Raw genomic sequence first — 17,267 nt, forward strand, 5'->3', positions numbered from 1 at the left:
GACCCCCGACGGTCGGTGTCAAGCCTAAAGCGTGTGAACGCGGTGCGTTAAACGCGGTGCGTTACTCGCCCTTGGCCTTCGCGATGATCTCCTCGGCGACGTTCCGCGGAACCTCGGCGTAGGAGTCGAACTGCATCGAGTAGCTTGCGCGACCCGAGGTCTTGCTGCGGAGGTCGCCGACGTAGCCGAACATCTCCGACAGGGGCACGAGGCCCTTCACGATGCGGGCACCGTGACGCTCCTCCATGGCCTGGATCTGGCCACGGCGGGAGTTGATGTCGCCGATGACCTCGCCCATGTAGTCCTCGGGCGTGGTGACCTCGACGGCCATCATCGGCTCAAGGAGCACGGGGGAAGCCTTGCGCGCGGCCTCCTTGAAGGCCTGCGAGCCGGCGATCTTGAAGGCGAGCTCGGAGGAGTCGACCTCGTGGTAGGCACCGTCGTGCAGGATCACACGGACGCCGGTCATCTCGTAACCGGCGAGGATGCCGAACTGCATGGCCTCCTGGGCACCCGCGTCGACCGAAGGGATGTACTCCTTCGGGATGCGGCCACCGGTGACCTTGTTCACGAACTCGTACGAGGTCTCGCCGCCCTCGATCGGCTCGATGCCGATCTGGACCTTGGCGAACTGGCCCGTACCACCGGTCTGCTTCTTGTGCGTGTAGTCCACGCGCTCGACGGCCTTGCGGATCGTCTCGCGGTAGGCCACCTGCGGCTTGCCGACGTTGGCCTCGACCTTGAACTCACGGCGCATGCGGTCGACCAGCACCTCGAGGTGCAGCTCGCCCATACCGCCGATGATGGTCTGGCCGGTCTCCTCGTCCGAGTGGACCTGGAAGGAGGGGTCCTCCTCCGCGAGACGCTGGATGGCGACACCCAGCTTCTCCTGGTCGCCCTTGGACTTCGGCTCGATGGCGACCTGGATGACCGGGGCCGGGAAGTCCATGGACTCCAGGATGACCGGGTTCTTGTCGTCACAGAGCGTCTCACCGGTGGTGGTCTGCTTGAGACCCATCACGGCGATGATGTCGCCGGCGCCCACCGAGTCGATCTCCTCACGCTTGTTCGCGTGCATGCGGTAGATCTTGCCGATGCGCTCCTTCTTGCCCTTAACGGAGTTGAGGACAGAAGAACCGGAGTCGAGGCGGCCGGAGTACACGCGGACGAAGGTGAGCTTGCCCAGGTGCGGGTCGCTCATGATCTTGAACGCGAGGGCCGACAGCGGCTCGTCGTCGGACGGCTTGCGCTTGACGACCTCCTCCGGGTCGTTGACCGCGTGGCCCTCGATGGCCTCGATGTCAAGCGGGGAGGGGAGGTAGCGCACGACCGCGTCGAGCAGGGGCTGGACGCCCTTGTTCTTGAACGCGGTGCCACAGAACACCGGGGTGACCGTGGTGTTGTCCGGGTTGCCGGAAGCGATCGTGATGCGGCGGATGGCCGCGTACAGCTGCTCCTCGGTGGGCTCGACGCCCTCGAGGAAGAGCTCCATGATCTCTTCGTCGTTCTCGGCGACGGCCTCGACCAGCTTGCCGCGGTACTCCTCGGCGAGCTCGGTGTGGGTGTCCGGGATGTCGACGACGTCGTACATCTCACCCTTGGTGGCCTCGGCGGACCAGACAAGAGCCTTCATGCGGACGAGGTCGACGACGCCCTGGAAGTCGGCCTCGGCACCGATCGGGAGCTGCATGACGATCGGGGTCGCGCCGAGGCGGTCCACGATCATGTCGACGCAGCGGAAGAACTCGGCACCGGTGCGGTCGAGCTTGTTGACGAAGCAGATGCGCGGAACGCCGTAGCGGTCCGCCTGACGCCAAACGGTCTCGGACTGCGGCTCGACGCCGGCCACGCCGTCGAACACCGTCACAGCACCGTCGAGCACGCGCAGCGAACGCTCCACCTCGACGGTGAAGTCGACGTGGCCCGGCGTGTCGATGATGTTGATCGTGTGGTCGACGTCCTCGAGCGGCCAGTGGCAGGTGGTGGCAGCAGAGGTGATCGTGATGCCACGCTCCTGCTCCTGCTCCATCCAGTCCATCGTGGCAGCGCCGTCGTGGACCTCACCGATCTTGTACGAGACACCGGTGTAGAACAGGATCCGCTCGGTGGTGGTCGTCTTGCCCGCGTCGATGTGGGCCATGATGCCGATGTTGCGCACCTTGGCCAGGTCAAGCGAAGTGGTAGCCATAAGGCTTCAGTCTTCTCTCGGTCTCGATGTGGGTTGCGACTACCAGCGGTAGTGCGCGAAGGCCTTGTTGGACTCGGCCATCTTGTGCGTGTCCTCGCGCTTCTTGACCGAAGCACCGAGGCCGTTCGAGGCGTCGAGGAGCTCGTTCATGAGGCGCTCGGTCATGGTCTTCTCGCGACGGGCGCGGGAGTAACCGACCAGCCAGCGCAGCGCCAGGGTGGACGCGCGACCGGGCTTGACCTCGATCGGCACCTGGTAGGTGGCGCCACCGACACGGCGGGACTTGACCTCGAGGGACGGCTTGACGTTCTCGAGCGCGCGCTTCAGCGTGACGACCGGGTCAGCACCGGTCTTCTCGCGGAGGCCCTCCATGGCGCCGTAGACGATGCGCTCGGCGGTGGAGCGCTTGCCGTCCAGCAGGATCTTGTTGATCAGCGACGTGACAAGAGGAGAACCGTAGACCGGGTCGATGATGACCGGGCGCTTCGGGGCGGGGCCCTTACGAGGCATTCTTACTTCTCCTTCTTGGCGCCGTAGCGGCTGCGAGCCTGCTTGCGGTTCTTGACACCCTGGGTGTCGAGCGAACCGCGGATGATCTTGTAACGAACACCCGGCAGGTCCTTCACACGGCCACCACGCACGAGCACGATGGAGTGCTCCTGCAGGTTGTGTCCCTCACCCGGAATGTAGGCCGTGACCTCGATGCCCGAGGTCAGACGCACACGCGCGACCTTACGGAGGGCCGAGTTCGGCTTCTTCGGGGTGGTCGTGAACACACGCGTGCAGACGCCGCGGCGCTGAGGGGAACCCTCGAGTGCGGGCGTCTTGTTCTTCTCGACCTTGTCCTGCCGGCCCTTACGGACCAGCTGCTGGATCGTAGGCACTACTTCTCCGGTTTCTGTGTGCCGTTCGGTAAAACTAACCTGGAACTTCGCCGACCCACGCGGTCGGGTGTGTCGGATCGCGCGAACCTCCGCCGAGGGCGGAAAAGGGCGCTGATCGCGGTGGCCGGTCTCGGAGACCCAGTGCGGTTGAGGACACGCACACGGCTCCGGGCACACCCCAGGCACAAGGCATGAGCGTACCTATCGCATGCACTCCGGTCAAAACAAATGCCCACGCGCACGACGGGCCGGGCGACAGGGGAGAAGCCGGTCCGAGGCGGGGCCGGGGCCGGTCCGGGAAGACTTCCGGAGGGCCGCGGCCGGGTACGGGCGGGATGCGGAGTGTTGTGCGGGAAGGGTACGCGGAGGGGTGCGATGCCCGGAGACCGGCACCGTCCCGGACGTCGGGTCCGGGACCGCAGGTCGGCCCTGCGGGTCAGTCCTGCGGGTCAGTCCTGCGGGTCAGTCCTGCGGGTCGGTCCCGCGCGGCGCGGCGCGCAGGTCGGCCCTGCGGGTCAGTCCTGCGCGGCGCGGCGCGCCTCGGCGGCGGCCACGGCCCGTCCGTCACCGGCGTCGGCCGGCTCGGGCTCCAGGAACTGGTGCACGACCTTGACGAAGACGTCCATGCGCTCGTCGGGGACCCCGAGCCAGCGCGCGAAGTCCTCCATGGTCGGCTGCCAGTCGCTCGGCGGCAGCAGGTCGGCGGCGACCGGAAGCTCTTCCGGGGTCACCCGGCCCGACCGGATCAGCATGTCGCGGACGGACACCCCGAGGAGCGGGGCGATCCTGCGCATGGTCTCCAGGTCGGGCATGCTCTGCCGCTGCAGCAGTCGCGTCACGGCCGCGCGGTGCACGCCCGCCTCGTCCGCGATCCGCGACTTGCCCCCGCCACGGGGGCTGTCGATGTCGTAACCGCGCGCGCGCATCAGGCCTTCGACCCATGCCGCGAACTCGTCGAGCCCTTGAGTGCTCATCTGTACCGCTCCCTGTTTATTCCCCCACCCTTCGGGCCCCTTACTTTAGCGTGCTTGCGCGCACGGAATTACGTGCTTTCGGGCACGCAACCGTGTCGAATCGGTGAAGGGGTCACCAAGGGTTCACCACGAAGATAGTTGCGAGCTCGCACGCAACATGTCTATGTTGCTGGCCGCCGCACTCGTCGGCCTCACGAGTCCCACAGGCCCCACAGGCCCCAGGGGCAGCGGGGCCCCGGAACGTGGAGAACCCCTTGCTCCAGCCCGACACCTCCCCCTGGCAGGCCGCCGCCGCGTGCGCCGGCCTCGACCCGACCGTCGTCTTCTCCCGCCGCGGCAAGGAGGCGGCCCCGGCCCTGCGGGCCTGCGCCGTCTGCCCCGTGAGCCGCGAGTGCGAGGCGACCGTCGCCCCCGCCGAGAGCTGGTTCGACGGCGTCTGCGCGGGCCGCCTGTGGCGCAACGGCCGCCCGGTGAAGCCCCGCAAGCGCCGCGGCCAGTCGTCCGAGGCCGCGGAGGCGACGGAGTTCGCCGCCGCCCTGGACGAGGCCGGCGCCCGGCTGCCGCTCGCGAGCGTGGCGGGGGGCGGCCGTGGCTGAGAACGGTGAGCCGGTTGCCGAGCAGCAGCAGGCGTCCGCCCAGCGCGTGACCGGACCGGCGCCCGCAGGCGAATCCGCCGGCGACGGGCAGCGCGTGACCGGACCGACGCCCGCGGGCGATTCGGCCGGCGGCGCGCAGCGCGTGACCGGACAGATGCCCGCGGGCGAATCGGCCGGCGGCGGGCAGCGCGTGACCGGACAGATGCCCGCGGGCGAATCCGCCGGCGGCGCGCAGCGCGTGACCGGACAGATGCCCGCGGGCGAATCGGCCGGCGACGGGCAGCGCGGGGCCGACGAGCGGGTCGTACGGGACATCACGCTCTGGGCCGCCTCCCTCGTACGGCAGTTCCCCGAGCTCGCCGAGGAGCTCGCGCCCGGCCGCAAGGCCCCCGCCGGGACCGCGCCGACCGCCCCCCACCCCGGGCGCGACGAGCTGATCCGCGCCGAGCGGCGCGAGGCGCTGCTCCTGGAGCAGCGGCACGGGCTGTCCGTCCCCGGCCACGGGGCCGCGCCGATCCGGCTGCACATATCCGACGCCATCCGTGACATCACCGACGGCGTGGTGGAGCTGGAGGAGGCGGTCTGCGCCCGCCTGGGGCTCCCCCGGCCGCGCCGGGCGGGGGTCGTGGAGCGGCTGCGCCGGGTCGTCGGGTTCCTCGACGAGATCGCCGCGCACCCGGTGCTCGCCCGGCACGTGCGCGACGAGGTCCGCCGGATGGCGCGCCGCTGCGCGCGGACGCTCGGCGACGCGGAGACGGTGGTCCGGGTGTCGGGGCGCTGCCCCTGGTGCGACTCGGTGTCGCTGCGGGCCTTCCCGGACCGGCGGGCGGTGCTGTGCGTGAACCCGGCGTGCGTGTGCACGGACGCGGCCTGCGGCTGCCAGGACGACCCGTCGTACCGGCACCTGTGGCCGGAGGCGGAGTGGGCGGAGCTCGCGGACGCGTCCGGGGCGCGTACGGACGAGATCGAAGCGGCGATGGACGACACGAAGGAGACCTCATGCTGAGCTCGACCGCGCTTTCCCTGCCGGCCCTGATCCCGGGCCCGCTCGCCGCCGAGGAGGCGGGGGTGGCCCCGGCGACCATCCGCAAGTGGGTCCAGCTGGGCCACCTGCGGGCGGCGGGAAAGGCCGGCCGGGCGCAGCTGTTCCGCCTGGAGGACGTGTTCGCGGCGGAACGCGCGGCGCGGCGGCGGCCTCGTACCGCCTGAGCCGTAGACGTACGGAAACGAGAAGGGCCCCTGTCTCACCGGAGACAGGGGCCCTTCGTCGTTCCCTCACACCTTGAGGAACGCGTGCAGCGACTCCGCCATCGCCGCGACGAAGCCCTCCCTCGTCTCCTCCGGCACGCGGTCGAGCGACAGGTACGGGTTGAGGTCCTCCAGCTCGACGAGGAGCAGCTCGCCCTCGCGCGTACGGCAGGCGTCGACGCGCTGGATGCCGTGGTCGAGGGTGTTCCAGTCGACGAAGCGGCGGGCGAAGCGCAGGTCGTCCTCGGTGGCCTCGTATGGCTCCAGGACCCAGCGGCGCTCGGGGTCGGGGGCGTGGAGGGCGTACTGGAAGCGGTCGTCGACGAAGTAGAAGGACACCTCGTAGCGGAAGTCGATCCGCGGCTGGACGAGGATCCCGCCGTACGGGAGTTCAGCGAGTTCCTCGTACGGGACGAAGCGCAGTCCTATGGAGTCGGCGCCGGCCTTGGGCTTGACCGCGTACGTCTCGGCGGCGGGCAGTCGGTCGAGGTCGGCGGCGCGGTCGACGGTGGGGATGACGGGCAGTCCGGCGGTGGTGAGGTCGAGCAGGTACTGCTTGCCGGCCATGTCGCCACGCCCGTGCAGCGGGTTGTAGACGCGGGCGCCGGTGGCGGCGGCCCGGGCGCGGAAGGCGTCGTAGGCGTCCTGGTAGTGCAGGACGGGGCCGCTGTTGCGGACGACGACGGCGTCGAAGCCGGCCATGAGGGCGGCGGCGTCGCGCGGGTGGCACAGGGCGAGGTCGAACTCGGCGCGCAGCCGGGCGGTGAGGTCGATGTCCTCGTCGCAGTAACGGCGGCCGCGGGCCGGGTAGGCGAGGTCGGTGACGTAGAGGAGGCGGGGGCGGGAGGGGGCGGGCAGGGGCGGCACGGGCGGCTCCTCTGGTCGGGGAGCCTCAACCTATCGCGGCCACTTCGTCCACAAAGCCGCAGGTCAGAGACGCATGGCCCGCTCGATGGGCGCCCTTTCCGGAACTGGTCACCGAACTAGTTGCGTGCGCGCACGCTCTCTGTCACAGTTGGTGCAGCGGCGGAGCTGTGCCCGCGAGACGGGCCGCAGTCTCCGCCGTTCGCCGTCCGGGAGCGCTCCGCGCCCCCGCCCCCTTCCCCGCGTCGAGCGCCCCGGGCGGCCCCCCGCACCACCGCACCACCGCACCACCCCGCCTCATCTCCCCCTATCCCTGAGGAGAACCGTCATGACCACTCCCCCGAGTGCGTTCCCGGACGTCGAGAAGCTGGTCGTCGACGTCCTCAAGGCCGACCCGGCGCTGGCCGGCGCCACGGTCGCCGCCCAGGCCCCCGCCGGCTTCGACGGGACCCAGACCGCGGTCCTCGTCAACCGCCGCGGCGGCGCCTGGATCGGTGACCTGCACCTGGACAAGCCGCTGATCGAGTTCGAGGTCTACGCGCCGACCAAGCCCGCGGCCCACATCCTCGCCAACGCCGCCCGCAAGTCGCTGCTCATGACGCTCGGCAAGGTGATCGGCAACAACCTCGTGCAGGACGTGGAGGAGATGGACGGGCCGCGCTGGACGCCCGACTACCTCTACCGGGGCGCCAACCGCTACCTCTGCCTGATCCAGCTCTCCCTGACCGTCGCTCCGTAACGGTCCCCCGCCGGCCGTCCCCTCGTGACGGTCGCCCCACAGACCAGGCCTCGCCGTCCGGCGGGGCCTTTGCCGTACCCGGGTCCTGACGGCCCGGGGCGGTGCCCTCACCCTCTCATCAAGGAGAAACCCCACCATGGCTGGAAACAACGCCGCCGAGATCCGCGTCGCCGGACAGGGCAAGCTCTACGTCGCCGCCGCCGGCAACGCCGCCCCGGCCTCCTTCGGCACGGACTCCGCCGCCGACTGGTCCGGCGCGGGCTGGAAGGACCTCGGCTTCACCACCGGCGACGGTGTCACCTTCTCGAAGAAGGACAAGCTGGAGGCCGTCGACTCGTGGCAGTCGGTCTCCCCGGTCCACTACATCTACTCGGCGCGTGACCTGTCGCTGAAGTTCGCCATGCTCCAGTTCAACGAGGACACGCTGCCGTTCTTCATGGGTGGCGACGCCGTCAAGGCGGAGCCGACCCCGGCGGTGGACACCTACCGCTACGAGATCGCCGAGCGTCCGTTCGTCGACGTGCGCGCCCTCGGCCTGGAGTTCACCGACGTCAAGGCCGGTGGCACGACCGTGGTCAAGTACCGCTTCATCATCCCGAACGGCCAGGTCACCGCGACCGACGACATCAAGCTGGGCCGCAAGGCCGCGTCCACGCTGGGCGTCACCTTCTCGGCCATGTCGAAGGGCGACGGCAAGCCGCTGGCGACCTTCCTCATGAAGGACAGCCAGTACTCCCCGACCGTCTGATCCACCGGATCAACGGCCGGCCGAGTCGGCCTCACCCGGGGCGGGGCGGTCACCACCGCCCCGCCCCACCCCTCTCCACCCTCTCCTCTCTTCACCCACTCGAACACAGGAGTACGCCACCATGGCCCGTTTCGACGTCAACGCCGCTCGTGCCCAGCGCATGGAGGCCTCCGGCCGCAGCTGGAGCTTCGAACTGGACGGCGAGACCTACACCCTCCCCACCGAGCTCTCCCGCGCGACGGCGAAGGCCCTGCGCAAGCTCGACGACAACGACGTGGACGGGCTGCTCGAACTCCTCATGGGTGAGAAGCAGTTCGCCAGCTTCGAGCAGCACGACATCACCATGCAGGACATCGCCGCCATCCTGGAGGCGTACGGCAAGGAGACCGGGCTCGGCCTGGGGGAAGACTGAGCCTCGTCGAGTTCGTCGACGAACACGCCGAGGCCCTTGAAGCGGACTTCCTCCGCTACTACAACACCGATCTGCTCGACTGGTACCGCGGCGAGCTGTCCAGCCGGCGGCTCTCGGTCCTGATCCAGCACCTGCCGACGGACAGCGCCGTGCAGCGTGAGCTGCACGGCGAGGCGGCCGAGTGGACGGTCACGGACCATCTGCTCGCGGCCGTGGTGGACCATCTGGCGGCGGCCAACTGGATGTTCGCCTGCGTCAACACGGGCGAGGACGACGACCAGCCCGAGCCTCCGCAGCCCGTCCCCCGTCCGCGCGTCATGGACGAGGACGAGGACGAACTGGACGAGGACGCCTCAGAGGAAGAGACCCCTGAGATGGTCTCCCCCGGCGACCTCGCCCGCTTCTTCGGCTGACGCCACCCTCCGTTGCCATCCCCCACGGCCCTCGGGGCCCGTTCCCTGTTCTCAGGGAGCGGGCTCCGGGGGCGCTTCCTGTGCTCGTTCGGCGGCCAGCTCCTCCTCCAGGGCCCTGGCCCGGTCGGAGAGCCGCCGCCCCCGGCCGCCCGCGCGCCCGCCCGGTTCGCCGGACTCGGCGTCACGGCGGTCGGCGGCCGTTCCCGTCTGGACGGGGACGCCGTTGAGCGGCGGCACGATCGGCCGCCCGCCCTTGCCCCGTACCACCTTCCGCACCGGCTGGGCGTTCCTGCGCGCACGGCTCTCGTGAGCCGTCACCAGGACGTCCGGTTCCGGAGCGGGATCGGGTACGGGCTCGGGCGCGTCTTCCGCTACGCGCGCGGGCGCGGGCGGCGGCGAGGCCGGCCCGGGCGGTGGAACGGGCGCCGGAGCCGAGCCGACCGGTACGGGATCGGGCTCGGCGCGCTGCTCGAACAGCTCGCGCTCCCGGCGGACGCGCTCCTCGGCCTCGACCACGACGGCCGGCGGTTCGAGCAGCCGGGCGAAGGGCAGCGGGATGACCCGGGCGCCGTCGCCCGGAACGCTGTCGGTGCGCCGCTGTGGTCTGCGTATGCCTCGGGCGTCGCCCTGGCCCTGCGCGTACGCGTCGGCGACCCGCTTCTCGTACTCGCGGCGGATGCGCGGGAGTTCGTCCGAGACGGCCTCGGCCCAGCCCGCCGTGAACGCGGCGGTCTCGCGCCGGTCCACCTCGGCGCGGGGCATGACGACGAGGTCCTCCGGGGCGTACCCGGCGACATGGACGAGCTCGCTGAGACGGGCGAAGAGGTGGGGCAGGTCTGGATGGGCTTCGAGCCAGTCGATGACCCGCTCCCGCCGGCTAGCGCCCGGCTCCGTTTCCATGCGTCCGCACTGCCTTCCAACCCCCTGGGGTCCCCGCGCGCCCCTACGCGCCCCTCGCTCCCCGGACTGTGTCAGGTGCAGGGAACGCGCCATCCAGAGTACCCCGGTCGAACACAGGCTCTGGTCAAGGGCCAACCGGCAGGGACCGCCTTCCGGAAGACGCGACGTCAGGCGTTTCAGACTCGACAAAGCTCGAACCTCTGTTCGACAATGCTTCGCACGCACGTTCGATAGCGGAAGGCAGGGCACCATGACGTCTCAGACCGGGGGAAGCCGCTCAGGGAGCACGCTCCACGACCGCATCGACGTGTTGCTCCGCGGCCCCGGTCCCCTCGACAAGCGCGCACTGCTCGCCACCCTCGACGCCGAGATCGAAGCTCGCGAGTTCCGCGCGTACACCGCCGGCTGGAACGACGCACTCGCCGAACTCAGCCGCCGCTGACACCCGCACGCCACACCACGCCTCGCCGGCGGGACCGATTCCCGCCGCCCACGCGCATGAGCCGCCTGCGCCCGTGAAGGGCAGGCGGCTCAGGTGTTTCCGGGTGCGCCTCGGCACGACCCTCCGAATCGAGGACAGCCATGGCAACACCGAACCCCAACCACTCCCCCAGTTTCGGGGAGGAAGTACTCACCACCATCGCCCCATGGATCAGCCCTTCCGACTACACCGAGACCAAGAAGGCGGCCATCGGGGCGTCGAGCTCGGTATCGGGCATGAAGGGCGACATCACGCTCCTCAAGGCGGAACTCGCCGGCGTGACCCTCGCCTCCTTCGGCTATGCCTTCCTCAAGGTCGACGAAAAGGGCGTCACCTGGATGGGCAAGCAGTTGTGGGGCTGGAAGCGCGCCGACGCGGCCAAGCACTTCCAGCTGAGGATGGAACGACAGCAGAAGAAGCTCTTCAAGCGGCAGCAGGACCTGAAGGACGCGCTGACCCGGTTCACCGAGTCGCGGACCACCGCGGCCGACCGCCGGGAGACCGCGCGGACCGCCGGGGAGGCCCGCGACGCGGCGCGCCGGCCCGGCGGCCACACACAGGCCAGCCTCGATGCCTTCTACGCCGCCGAGCGCAACGCGAGGAAGGCGGAACGGGAGGCCAAGAAGGCGGACCGCGAGGCAAAGCGGGCCGACAAGGCCGCCAGAAAGGTCGCGGACCGCGCCCACAAGGCCCGGCTCAAGGCCCGTTACTTCGCCGGTGAGGAAACGAGAGCGAAGAACCTTCTGAAGAAGAACGCCGGGGAAGCGACGAAGGATCTCAACAACCTGCGGACGGCACTTCGCAACGCCGCGAGTGCCGCCTGACGGGACAGCCTGCCCCGCGGTCGCTGCCTCTCCCCTCACCTTTCGCCCCTGAACCCTGAAATCAGGTGACCATGTCCCTCGCGAGAGCACTGGCCGGCACTTCGTCGGCGCTCAAGAATTTCAAGACCAACGCCGACCAGAGCGCCCAGGCCGTCACCAAGGTCGGCAGCGGGTCGACCTCCGCCTCGAACGGCGTCAAGCAGCTCAAGACCTCGGCCGATTCCAGCACTTCTCAGCTCAAGAGCCTGAAGACCGCCACCGACCAGGCCGAGAAGTCCATGACCAAGGCCGGCAAGACCGGCGAGTCCGCCGGCGGCAAGCTCGGCAAGTACGAGTCGGGTGCCGGCAAGGCGAGCAAGGGCCAGGACAAGCTCAACAAGTCCATGAAGGGCAACTTCCTGGCCCGCCTGCTGGAACTCTTCATGCCGCTCATCGAGAAGGTCGTCGAGATGGCGACCCGCTCGAAGACGATGCAGACGATCATGAAGAAGGCGTTCGGCGTCATCAAGACGGTGATCAGCGCCGTGATGAAGGCCATCGGGCCGATCATGAAGAAGGCCGGCGCGTTGATCAAGACGGTCTGGAACGGCATCAAGTCGGCCATCTCCACCGTCGTCAAGGTCGTCGCGAACGTCATCAAGACGTACGTCAACATCTGGAAGACGGTCATCACCACGGTGATGAAGGCCATCAAGGCCGTCATCAGCACCGTGTGGAACGGCATCAAGGCCGTGATCACGCCCATCGTCAACTGGATCAAGACCACGATCCCGAACGCCTTCACCGCCGTGAAGGACAGGATGTCGGCGATCTGGGGCACGCTCAGCGGCATCGCGTCCCGCGCCTTCAACGGCATCAAGACCGCGGTCTCCGGCCCGATCAACGCCGTCATCGGCCTGATCAACCGGATGATCGGCGCGGTCAACGGTGTCAAGGTCAGCGTCCCCGGCTGGGTCCCGCTCGTCGGCGGCAAGACCTTCGGCGTCCACATCCCGACCATCCCGATGCTGGCCACCGGTGGTGTCGTCATGCCGCGCGCCGGCGGTGTCCCGGCGATCATCGCCGAGGCCGGCGAGGCCGAGGCCGTCCTCCCGCTCTCCAAGCTGGACCGACTGCTCGCCCTCACCGCCCGCCGCGCCCGGATGCACGCGCAGCTACAGGCGGGTCAGGGCGTTGGCGCCGGGCTGCACATCGAGCACTACCACGCGGCTCGCAACAGTGACCCGCAGTCGACCGCGGACGCGCTGATGTACCTGGCGAAGGCGCGCGGATGAGTGCGGCCGCCGCGCAGCTGCCGCTGAGCAACCTGCTCTCGGGAGTCGCCCCCGCCCTGCAGCAGGTCAGCAGAGACATCCGGGAGGCCACCGCCGCGCTGCGCGGAACCACGGCCAAGTTCCGCGACGCCGAGGGCAAGGTCAAGCGCCTTGCCGACCAGGCCCGCGGGGCCGGCACCACCGTGAAGCGCTTCCGCACCGAAGCCGTCTCCGCGGGCGACACCGTCACCAGGCTCGGCCGCTCCAACGCCCATCGCGGCGTCAAGTCCATCGGCGCCAAGGCTGGCACGACCAAGGGCGCGCTCGGAAAACTCGGCAAGGGCCTCGGCGGCATCCTCACCTTCCTCCTGCCCATGCTCCCCATCGCCGACATCGTCACCGGCCTCATGGACAAGTTCGGCCTCGTGATGGAGATCGCCTCCGTCGCCATGACCGGCGTCAACCTCGCCATGCGCGCCAACCCGCTCGGCTTCCTCCTCGGCATCCTCATGCCCGTCGCAGGCTGGCTGATCGACTACGCCATGAACTCCGAGGCCGGCCAGCGCATCATGCAGCAGGTCTTCCAGCAGGCCCTGAAGGTCTTCCAGTCCATCTGGACGTTCCTCCAGCCGATCCTGAAGGCCATCGGCACGCTGATCGCGAACTACTTCAAGGCGTACCTGGTCGTCTTCACGACCGCCCTGAAGATCATCGCGGACGGTATCCACGGCTTCTCCCACGTCCAGTCCATCGTCACCTCCGCCACCAACCAGCTCCGCTCCATCGCCTCCAGCACCATCGGCGCCATCAAGAACGTCATCCATCCGCTGATCTCGTTCTTCACCGAGTCCGTGCCCGGCTTCTTCAGCCACGCCAAGGAAGCCGTCGGCAACGCCCTGCACGGCATGGGCGAGCTCATCAAGGGCGCCCTCACCGCCGTCATCGGCGTCGTCAAGGGACCCATCGACGGGCTCATCGCCTTCGCCAACTGGATCATCGACGGGCTCAACAAGCTGAGCTTCGACTTCCTCGGCAAGCACTTCGGCGTCGACATCCCGAAGATCCCGATGCTCGCCGAGGGCGGTGTCGTCTTCCCCGGCGCCCCCGACGCCCCGCGCATCGACGCGCTCAGCGTCCTGGAGAACCGGCGCGTCCCGGCCATCACCGAGGCACCCCGGCAGCCGCACCGGATCCGGGACTTCCACGAGGACCCCGGGGCCGGCCCGCGGTCGACCGCCGAGGACCTGCTGTTCCTCGCGGCCGCGCACTGCTGAACCCGCCCATCTGACACCCCCTCAGAAGTGAGGTGACCGGCCCATGGCCGAGACCATCGTCGCTTACGACGCGAACAACTACACCGCCGACCTCGCGCCCGGCTCCCTCATCACCCAGGACGGGCAGATGCAGTGGGCCGGGCTTCTCATCGGCCCCGGCACGCCCTTCGCCGTCGACCGGACCGGTCTGTCGGGCTGGGAGGACCTGCCCGAGTACGACTCCTCCGACGCCGACCGGCCCACCTCGCACGGCGCCTGGTCCGGCTCCCGCTACGCCAAGCCGCGCAAGGTCGGCGGCACGATCGTGCTGATGCCGGACTTCGACGGCGTGCCCGAGGCCGTCCGCGCGCTGCGCCAGGCGCTCGGCCTGCTGGAGGAGGAGCGCTGGCTCACCGTCCGGCTGCACGGCGAACTGCTCGCCGTACGCGCCCGGATCTCCCAGCGCGTCGTCCCCGCCGACCAGGGCTTCGCCACCCAGGGCAGCACGCGCATGTCGGTGCAGTGGCTCGCCTCGGACCCGCGCCGCTACGTCGTGAACGAGCAGACCGCCTCCACCACCGCCCCGCAGCCCGAGTCCGGTCTGACCTGGCCGCTGACCTGGCCGCTCAACTGGGGCCAGGCCAAGTCCACCGGTGACGCCGTCGCCGAGAACACCGGCTCGGCGCCCACCCACCCGGTGATCGTCTTCCGCGGCCCCTGCTCCACGCCGACCGTCACCGAGCGGGTCAGCAAGCGCCGGCTGCGGTACGCGATCGACCTGGCCGCCGGCGACGAGCTCGTCGTCGACACCGCTGCGGGCACGGTCACGCTCAACAACACCGCGTCCCGCCGCCACACCGCGATGGCCGACTCCAGCCCGGAAGAGCTGTTCCTGCTGGAGCCGGGCCGCACCGAGCTGGCGTTCCGCCCCGACTCCGCCACTCCCGACGCGCTGATGACCGTCCGCTGGCGCAGCGCCGAGTGGTGACCGAAGCCCCCCGCCCGACCCGTAAAGGAGTGACCCCATGACCGTACGGGCCGCCTGGCTCCAGTCCACGGGCCAGACCCGCGAGGACACCCGGATCGCCCTGTCCGCGCTGCTCACCCCCAGCAGCGGCAGCGCCACCGCTCCCCCGCTGCGCTCGCGGCCCGGCATCGTGCCGGGCGGCTTCGCACTGACCGGCGACTCCGCGATGCAGTGCACGATCGGCACCGGCCGGGCCGTCATCCAGGGCAACGAGACCGCCCAGGGCGCGTACATGATCGCGGTGACCGCCCCCGAGTCGATCACCATCCCCGACGGTGACCCGCAGTACGGCCGGATCGACGTGATCGAGCTGGCCGTACTCGACGACACCTACGACAAGAGCGGCGCCACCGACGCCGTGATCCGGCTGATCAAGGGCACGCCCTCGGCCACCCCCCAGATCCCGGCCTCGGGCCCCGGCAGCTCCTTCCAGCTCTACACGGTCTCCGTCCCGGCCGGCACCTCCGCCGGCACCGGCGGCATCGGCTGGACGACCGGCGCCGTCACCACCAGGCACTATCCGATGACGGCGCTCGGCGGCATCATGCCGACGAGCGGTTTCAACGGCGTGTACGCCGGCCAGTACCGGGACGTCTCGGGCCAGTTGCAGCGCTGGGACGGCACCGCCTGGGTCGGGTATCCGAAGGCGACCGGCGGCATCGCGCCCAACGGCACGGCGACGACCGGCAGTTACGTCGGCCAGTACCGCGACAACGCCGGCATCCTGCAGCGCTGGGACGGCGCGGCCTGGCAGTACGCCGAGGGCAAGGCGACGATCCTCTTCAGCGCCTCGCAGACCTCGATGCAGAGCGTGCCGCAGAACGCCTGGACGCCGATCACTCTGAACTACGTCGACATCGACGACTTCAACGGCTGGAACGGCACCGACAGTTTCGTCGTCCCGCGCACCGGCTGGTGGCGGGTCGGCGCCAACATCAACTGGTACGGCGACTCCACCAGCGGCATACGCGGCGCCCGCCTGCTCGTCGGCGGCGTCGGCTACTCCCGGATGACCTGGATGGCCGCGGCGTCCATGGGCACCACGAGCGTCGGCGGCGACGGCATCGTCAAGCTCACCGCCGGCAACGTGCTCCAGCTCGCCGGCTACCACAACGCCACCGCGCCGGTCCGCACCCTCGGCGGCTCCGGCTACTACACGACCCTCACCGCCCAGTGGATCCGGTCCTGACCCGGTCCCGAACCGTCCTCCTCTCAACCTCGACCAGGAGAACCCCATGAACCTGCGCAGCAGCTGGGTCGCCGAGACCGGCCAGACCCGCGAGGACACCCGCCTCACCCAGACCCCGACCACCATGATCAACCCGGTCCAGGTCCGCTCCGGCATCCTGCCGGGCTCCTACAACGGCCAGTACCGCCTGTCCGGCTTCTGGATGACCGGCGCCTCCGCGATGACGGCGACCGTCTCCGAGGGCCGTGCCGTCATCCAGGGCGACATCTCCCAGGGCGTCTACCCGGTGACCCTGCCGGCCGCCGAGCAGGTCACCTTCGCGGCCGGCTCCGCCACGTACGGCCGCCTCGACCTGGTGGTCCTGCGGGTCTACGACAAGCTCTACGACGGCGGCACCCGCAACGAGGCCGTCATCGAGGTCATCCAGGGCGTGCCCGACGCAGCCCCGAAGCTTCCGGCCGTCCCGCCGCGCAGCCTCCCGCTGTACCAGGTCCTCGTGCCGGCCAACGCCAGCGCGGGCAACGGCGGCATCCCGTGGGCCACGTCCCTGACGGACCTGCGCACCCCGGTCGTCTCGGCCGGCGGCATCCTCCCGGTCGAGGGCCAGATCCTGCCGGGCGCCCACCCGGGCGCGTACATCGACGCCCCGAACAACCAGCTGCAGCGCTGGGACGGCGGCAAGTGGGTCGCGTACCCGGAGGCCCTCGGCGGTATCGTGCCGAACTCCGCCTCCACCCTGCAGGGCTCCTACATCGGCCAGTACCGGGCCGTCTCGGACGGCCCGCTCCAGCGCTGGACCGGTTCGGCGTGGGCCCCGGCGTACCCCGGCCCGTACTTCAACGACTCGATCGACGCGGGCTACACGCTCTCGACGACCTACGTGAACACACTCATCGAGCGGGCCGAGAACCCGATGGCGGTGACCTTCGTCGCCCCCTCGTCCCGGCAGGCGATCCTCACCTTCGGCTCGCGCATGGAGCTGAGCCTGAACAGCGGCACCACGGGCATCGCCAGCTCGGCCTACATGTGCGTGCGGATCACCCAGGGCACCACCGTCATCCGTGATCTGGACGACGAACTGGCCGCGATGGCCTCGAAGTCCTCCGCCCCGACGGCCGCCGTCTCGGCCTCGACGACCCAGCGCCTCTTCAACCTGACGCCGGGCCAGACCTACACGGTCACCTCGTACTACCGGACCTCCGACGCCAACGTGCGGGCCTGGTTCGACAACTCCTTCATCCAGGTCACCCCGCAGTACTAGCCGAGCGCCGCTC

20 protein-coding genes are annotated in these 17,267 nt (G+C 69.9%); 14 read left to right on the forward strand and 6 right to left on the reverse strand.

The genetic code is table 11. The annotated features are described in order from the left end of the window. Positions 1-61: 61 nt before the first annotated feature. The 4 genes from fusA to ACWEJX_RS02630 all read right to left on the reverse strand — a co-directional run bounded on the left by fusA (position 62) and on the right by ACWEJX_RS02630 (position 4,046). On the reverse strand, positions 62-2,188 hold the full coding sequence (gene fusA, locus ACWEJX_RS02615; protein WP_403795440.1) for an elongation factor G: 2,127 nt from the start codon (positions 2,186-2,188) through the stop codon (positions 62-64). A 39-nt stretch (positions 2,189-2,227) separates the two neighbouring features. Continuing rightward, positions 2,228-2,698: a 30S ribosomal protein S7 gene (gene rpsG, locus ACWEJX_RS02620; protein ID WP_389204802.1), complete on the reverse strand. Its 471-nt coding sequence runs from the start codon at positions 2,696-2,698 to the stop codon at positions 2,228-2,230. A 2-nt stretch (positions 2,699-2,700) separates the two neighbouring features. Then, positions 2,701-3,072 carry a 30S ribosomal protein S12 gene (gene rpsL / locus ACWEJX_RS02625; protein ID WP_003948652.1) on the reverse strand — a complete coding sequence of 124 codons (372 nt, stop codon included), beginning with the start codon at positions 3,070-3,072 and terminating at the stop codon, positions 2,701-2,703. 515 nt (positions 3,073-3,587) lie between these two features. Next, positions 3,588-4,046 (reverse strand): helix-turn-helix domain-containing protein, encoded by a 459-nt coding sequence (locus tag ACWEJX_RS02630; RefSeq protein WP_451605708.1) that lies wholly within the window; start codon positions 4,044-4,046, stop codon positions 3,588-3,590. Positions 4,047-4,300: 254 nt separating this feature from the next. Between ACWEJX_RS02630 and ACWEJX_RS02635 the strand changes: the two genes are divergently transcribed. The 3 genes from ACWEJX_RS02635 to ACWEJX_RS02645 all read left to right on the forward strand — a co-directional run bounded on the left by ACWEJX_RS02635 (position 4,301) and on the right by ACWEJX_RS02645 (position 5,851). Then, positions 4,301-4,642, forward strand: coding sequence for a WhiB family transcriptional regulator (locus ACWEJX_RS02635; protein ID WP_451605709.1), 342 nt, complete (start codon positions 4,301-4,303; stop codon positions 4,640-4,642). Positions 4,643-4,892: 250 nt separating this feature from the next. Next, on the forward strand, positions 4,893-5,648 hold the full coding sequence (locus ACWEJX_RS02640; protein WP_451605786.1) for a hypothetical protein: 756 nt from the start codon (positions 4,893-4,895) through the stop codon (positions 5,646-5,648). Continuing rightward, entirely contained in the window at positions 5,642-5,851 is a 210-nt protein-coding gene (locus ACWEJX_RS02645; protein WP_403795431.1) for a MerR family transcriptional regulator, read from the forward strand. Before ACWEJX_RS02640 ends, ACWEJX_RS02645 begins: the two co-directional genes overlap by 7 nt. Before the next feature lie 66 nt (positions 5,852-5,917). On the opposite strand, the gene ACWEJX_RS02650 is transcribed toward ACWEJX_RS02645, so the two are convergent. After that, positions 5,918-6,748 carry a hypothetical protein gene (locus ACWEJX_RS02650; RefSeq protein ID WP_451605787.1) on the reverse strand — a complete coding sequence of 277 codons (831 nt, stop codon included), beginning with the start codon at positions 6,746-6,748 and terminating at the stop codon, positions 5,918-5,920. Between the two features lie 334 nt (positions 6,749-7,082). On the opposite strand from ACWEJX_RS02650, the gene ACWEJX_RS02655 reads away from it, so the two are divergent. The 4 genes from ACWEJX_RS02655 to ACWEJX_RS02670 all read left to right on the forward strand — a co-directional run bounded on the left by ACWEJX_RS02655 (position 7,083) and on the right by ACWEJX_RS02670 (position 9,066). Next, positions 7,083-7,493 (forward strand): hypothetical protein, encoded by a 411-nt coding sequence (locus tag ACWEJX_RS02655; RefSeq protein WP_451605710.1) that lies wholly within the window; start codon positions 7,083-7,085, stop codon positions 7,491-7,493. A 136-nt stretch (positions 7,494-7,629) separates the two neighbouring features. After that, entirely contained in the window at positions 7,630-8,241 is a 612-nt protein-coding gene (locus ACWEJX_RS02660) for a phage tail tube protein (protein ID WP_451605711.1), read from the forward strand. 121 nt (positions 8,242-8,362) lie between these two features. After that, positions 8,363-8,653, forward strand: coding sequence for a hypothetical protein (locus ACWEJX_RS02665; RefSeq protein WP_451605712.1), 291 nt, complete (start codon positions 8,363-8,365; stop codon positions 8,651-8,653). Positions 8,654-8,724: 71 nt separating this feature from the next. Beyond that, a complete protein-coding gene (locus tag ACWEJX_RS02670; protein WP_451605788.1) occupies positions 8,725-9,066 on the forward strand; it encodes a hypothetical protein in 342 nt (113 codons plus the stop codon). Between the two features lie 51 nt (positions 9,067-9,117). Here the strand turns inward: ACWEJX_RS02670 and ACWEJX_RS02675 are convergent, their stop codons facing one another. After that, on the reverse strand, positions 9,118-9,966 hold the full coding sequence (locus ACWEJX_RS02675; protein ID WP_451605713.1) for a hypothetical protein: 849 nt from the start codon (positions 9,964-9,966) through the stop codon (positions 9,118-9,120). A 250-nt stretch (positions 9,967-10,216) separates the two neighbouring features. Between ACWEJX_RS02675 and ACWEJX_RS02680 the strand changes: the two genes are divergently transcribed. The 7 genes from ACWEJX_RS02680 to ACWEJX_RS02710 all read left to right on the forward strand — a co-directional run bounded on the left by ACWEJX_RS02680 (position 10,217) and on the right by ACWEJX_RS02710 (position 17,254). Then, entirely contained in the window at positions 10,217-10,408 is a 192-nt protein-coding gene (locus ACWEJX_RS02680; RefSeq protein WP_451605714.1) for a hypothetical protein, read from the forward strand. Positions 10,409-10,548: 140 nt separating this feature from the next. After that, on the forward strand, positions 10,549-11,271 hold the full coding sequence (locus ACWEJX_RS02685) for a hypothetical protein (protein WP_451605715.1): 723 nt from the start codon (positions 10,549-10,551) through the stop codon (positions 11,269-11,271). 71 nt (positions 11,272-11,342) lie between these two features. Then, positions 11,343-12,545, forward strand: a complete 1,203-nt coding sequence (locus ACWEJX_RS02690; protein WP_451605716.1) for a phage tail protein — start codon at positions 11,343-11,345, stop codon at positions 12,543-12,545. Further along, positions 12,542-13,798 (forward strand): tape-measure protein, encoded by a 1,257-nt coding sequence (locus tag ACWEJX_RS02695; RefSeq protein ID WP_451605717.1) that lies wholly within the window; start codon positions 12,542-12,544, stop codon positions 13,796-13,798. The genes ACWEJX_RS02690 and ACWEJX_RS02695 overlap by 4 nt, the downstream gene beginning before the upstream one ends. Positions 13,799-13,841: 43 nt before the next feature. Further along, the gene (locus ACWEJX_RS02700; RefSeq protein WP_451605718.1) at positions 13,842-14,765 is read left to right on the forward strand and encodes a phage distal tail protein; all 924 of its coding nucleotides are present in this window, start codon (positions 13,842-13,844) and stop codon (positions 14,763-14,765) included. A gap of 37 nt (positions 14,766-14,802) precedes the next feature. Then, positions 14,803-15,993, forward strand: a complete 1,191-nt coding sequence (locus tag ACWEJX_RS02705; RefSeq protein ID WP_451605719.1) for a hypothetical protein — start codon at positions 14,803-14,805, stop codon at positions 15,991-15,993. A 46-nt stretch (positions 15,994-16,039) separates the two neighbouring features. Then, entirely contained in the window at positions 16,040-17,254 is a 1,215-nt protein-coding gene (locus ACWEJX_RS02710) for a hypothetical protein (RefSeq protein WP_451605720.1), read from the forward strand. Positions 17,255-17,267: the final 13 nt, after the last annotated feature.

This window comes from Streptomyces sp. NPDC004788, assembly GCF_053601115.1.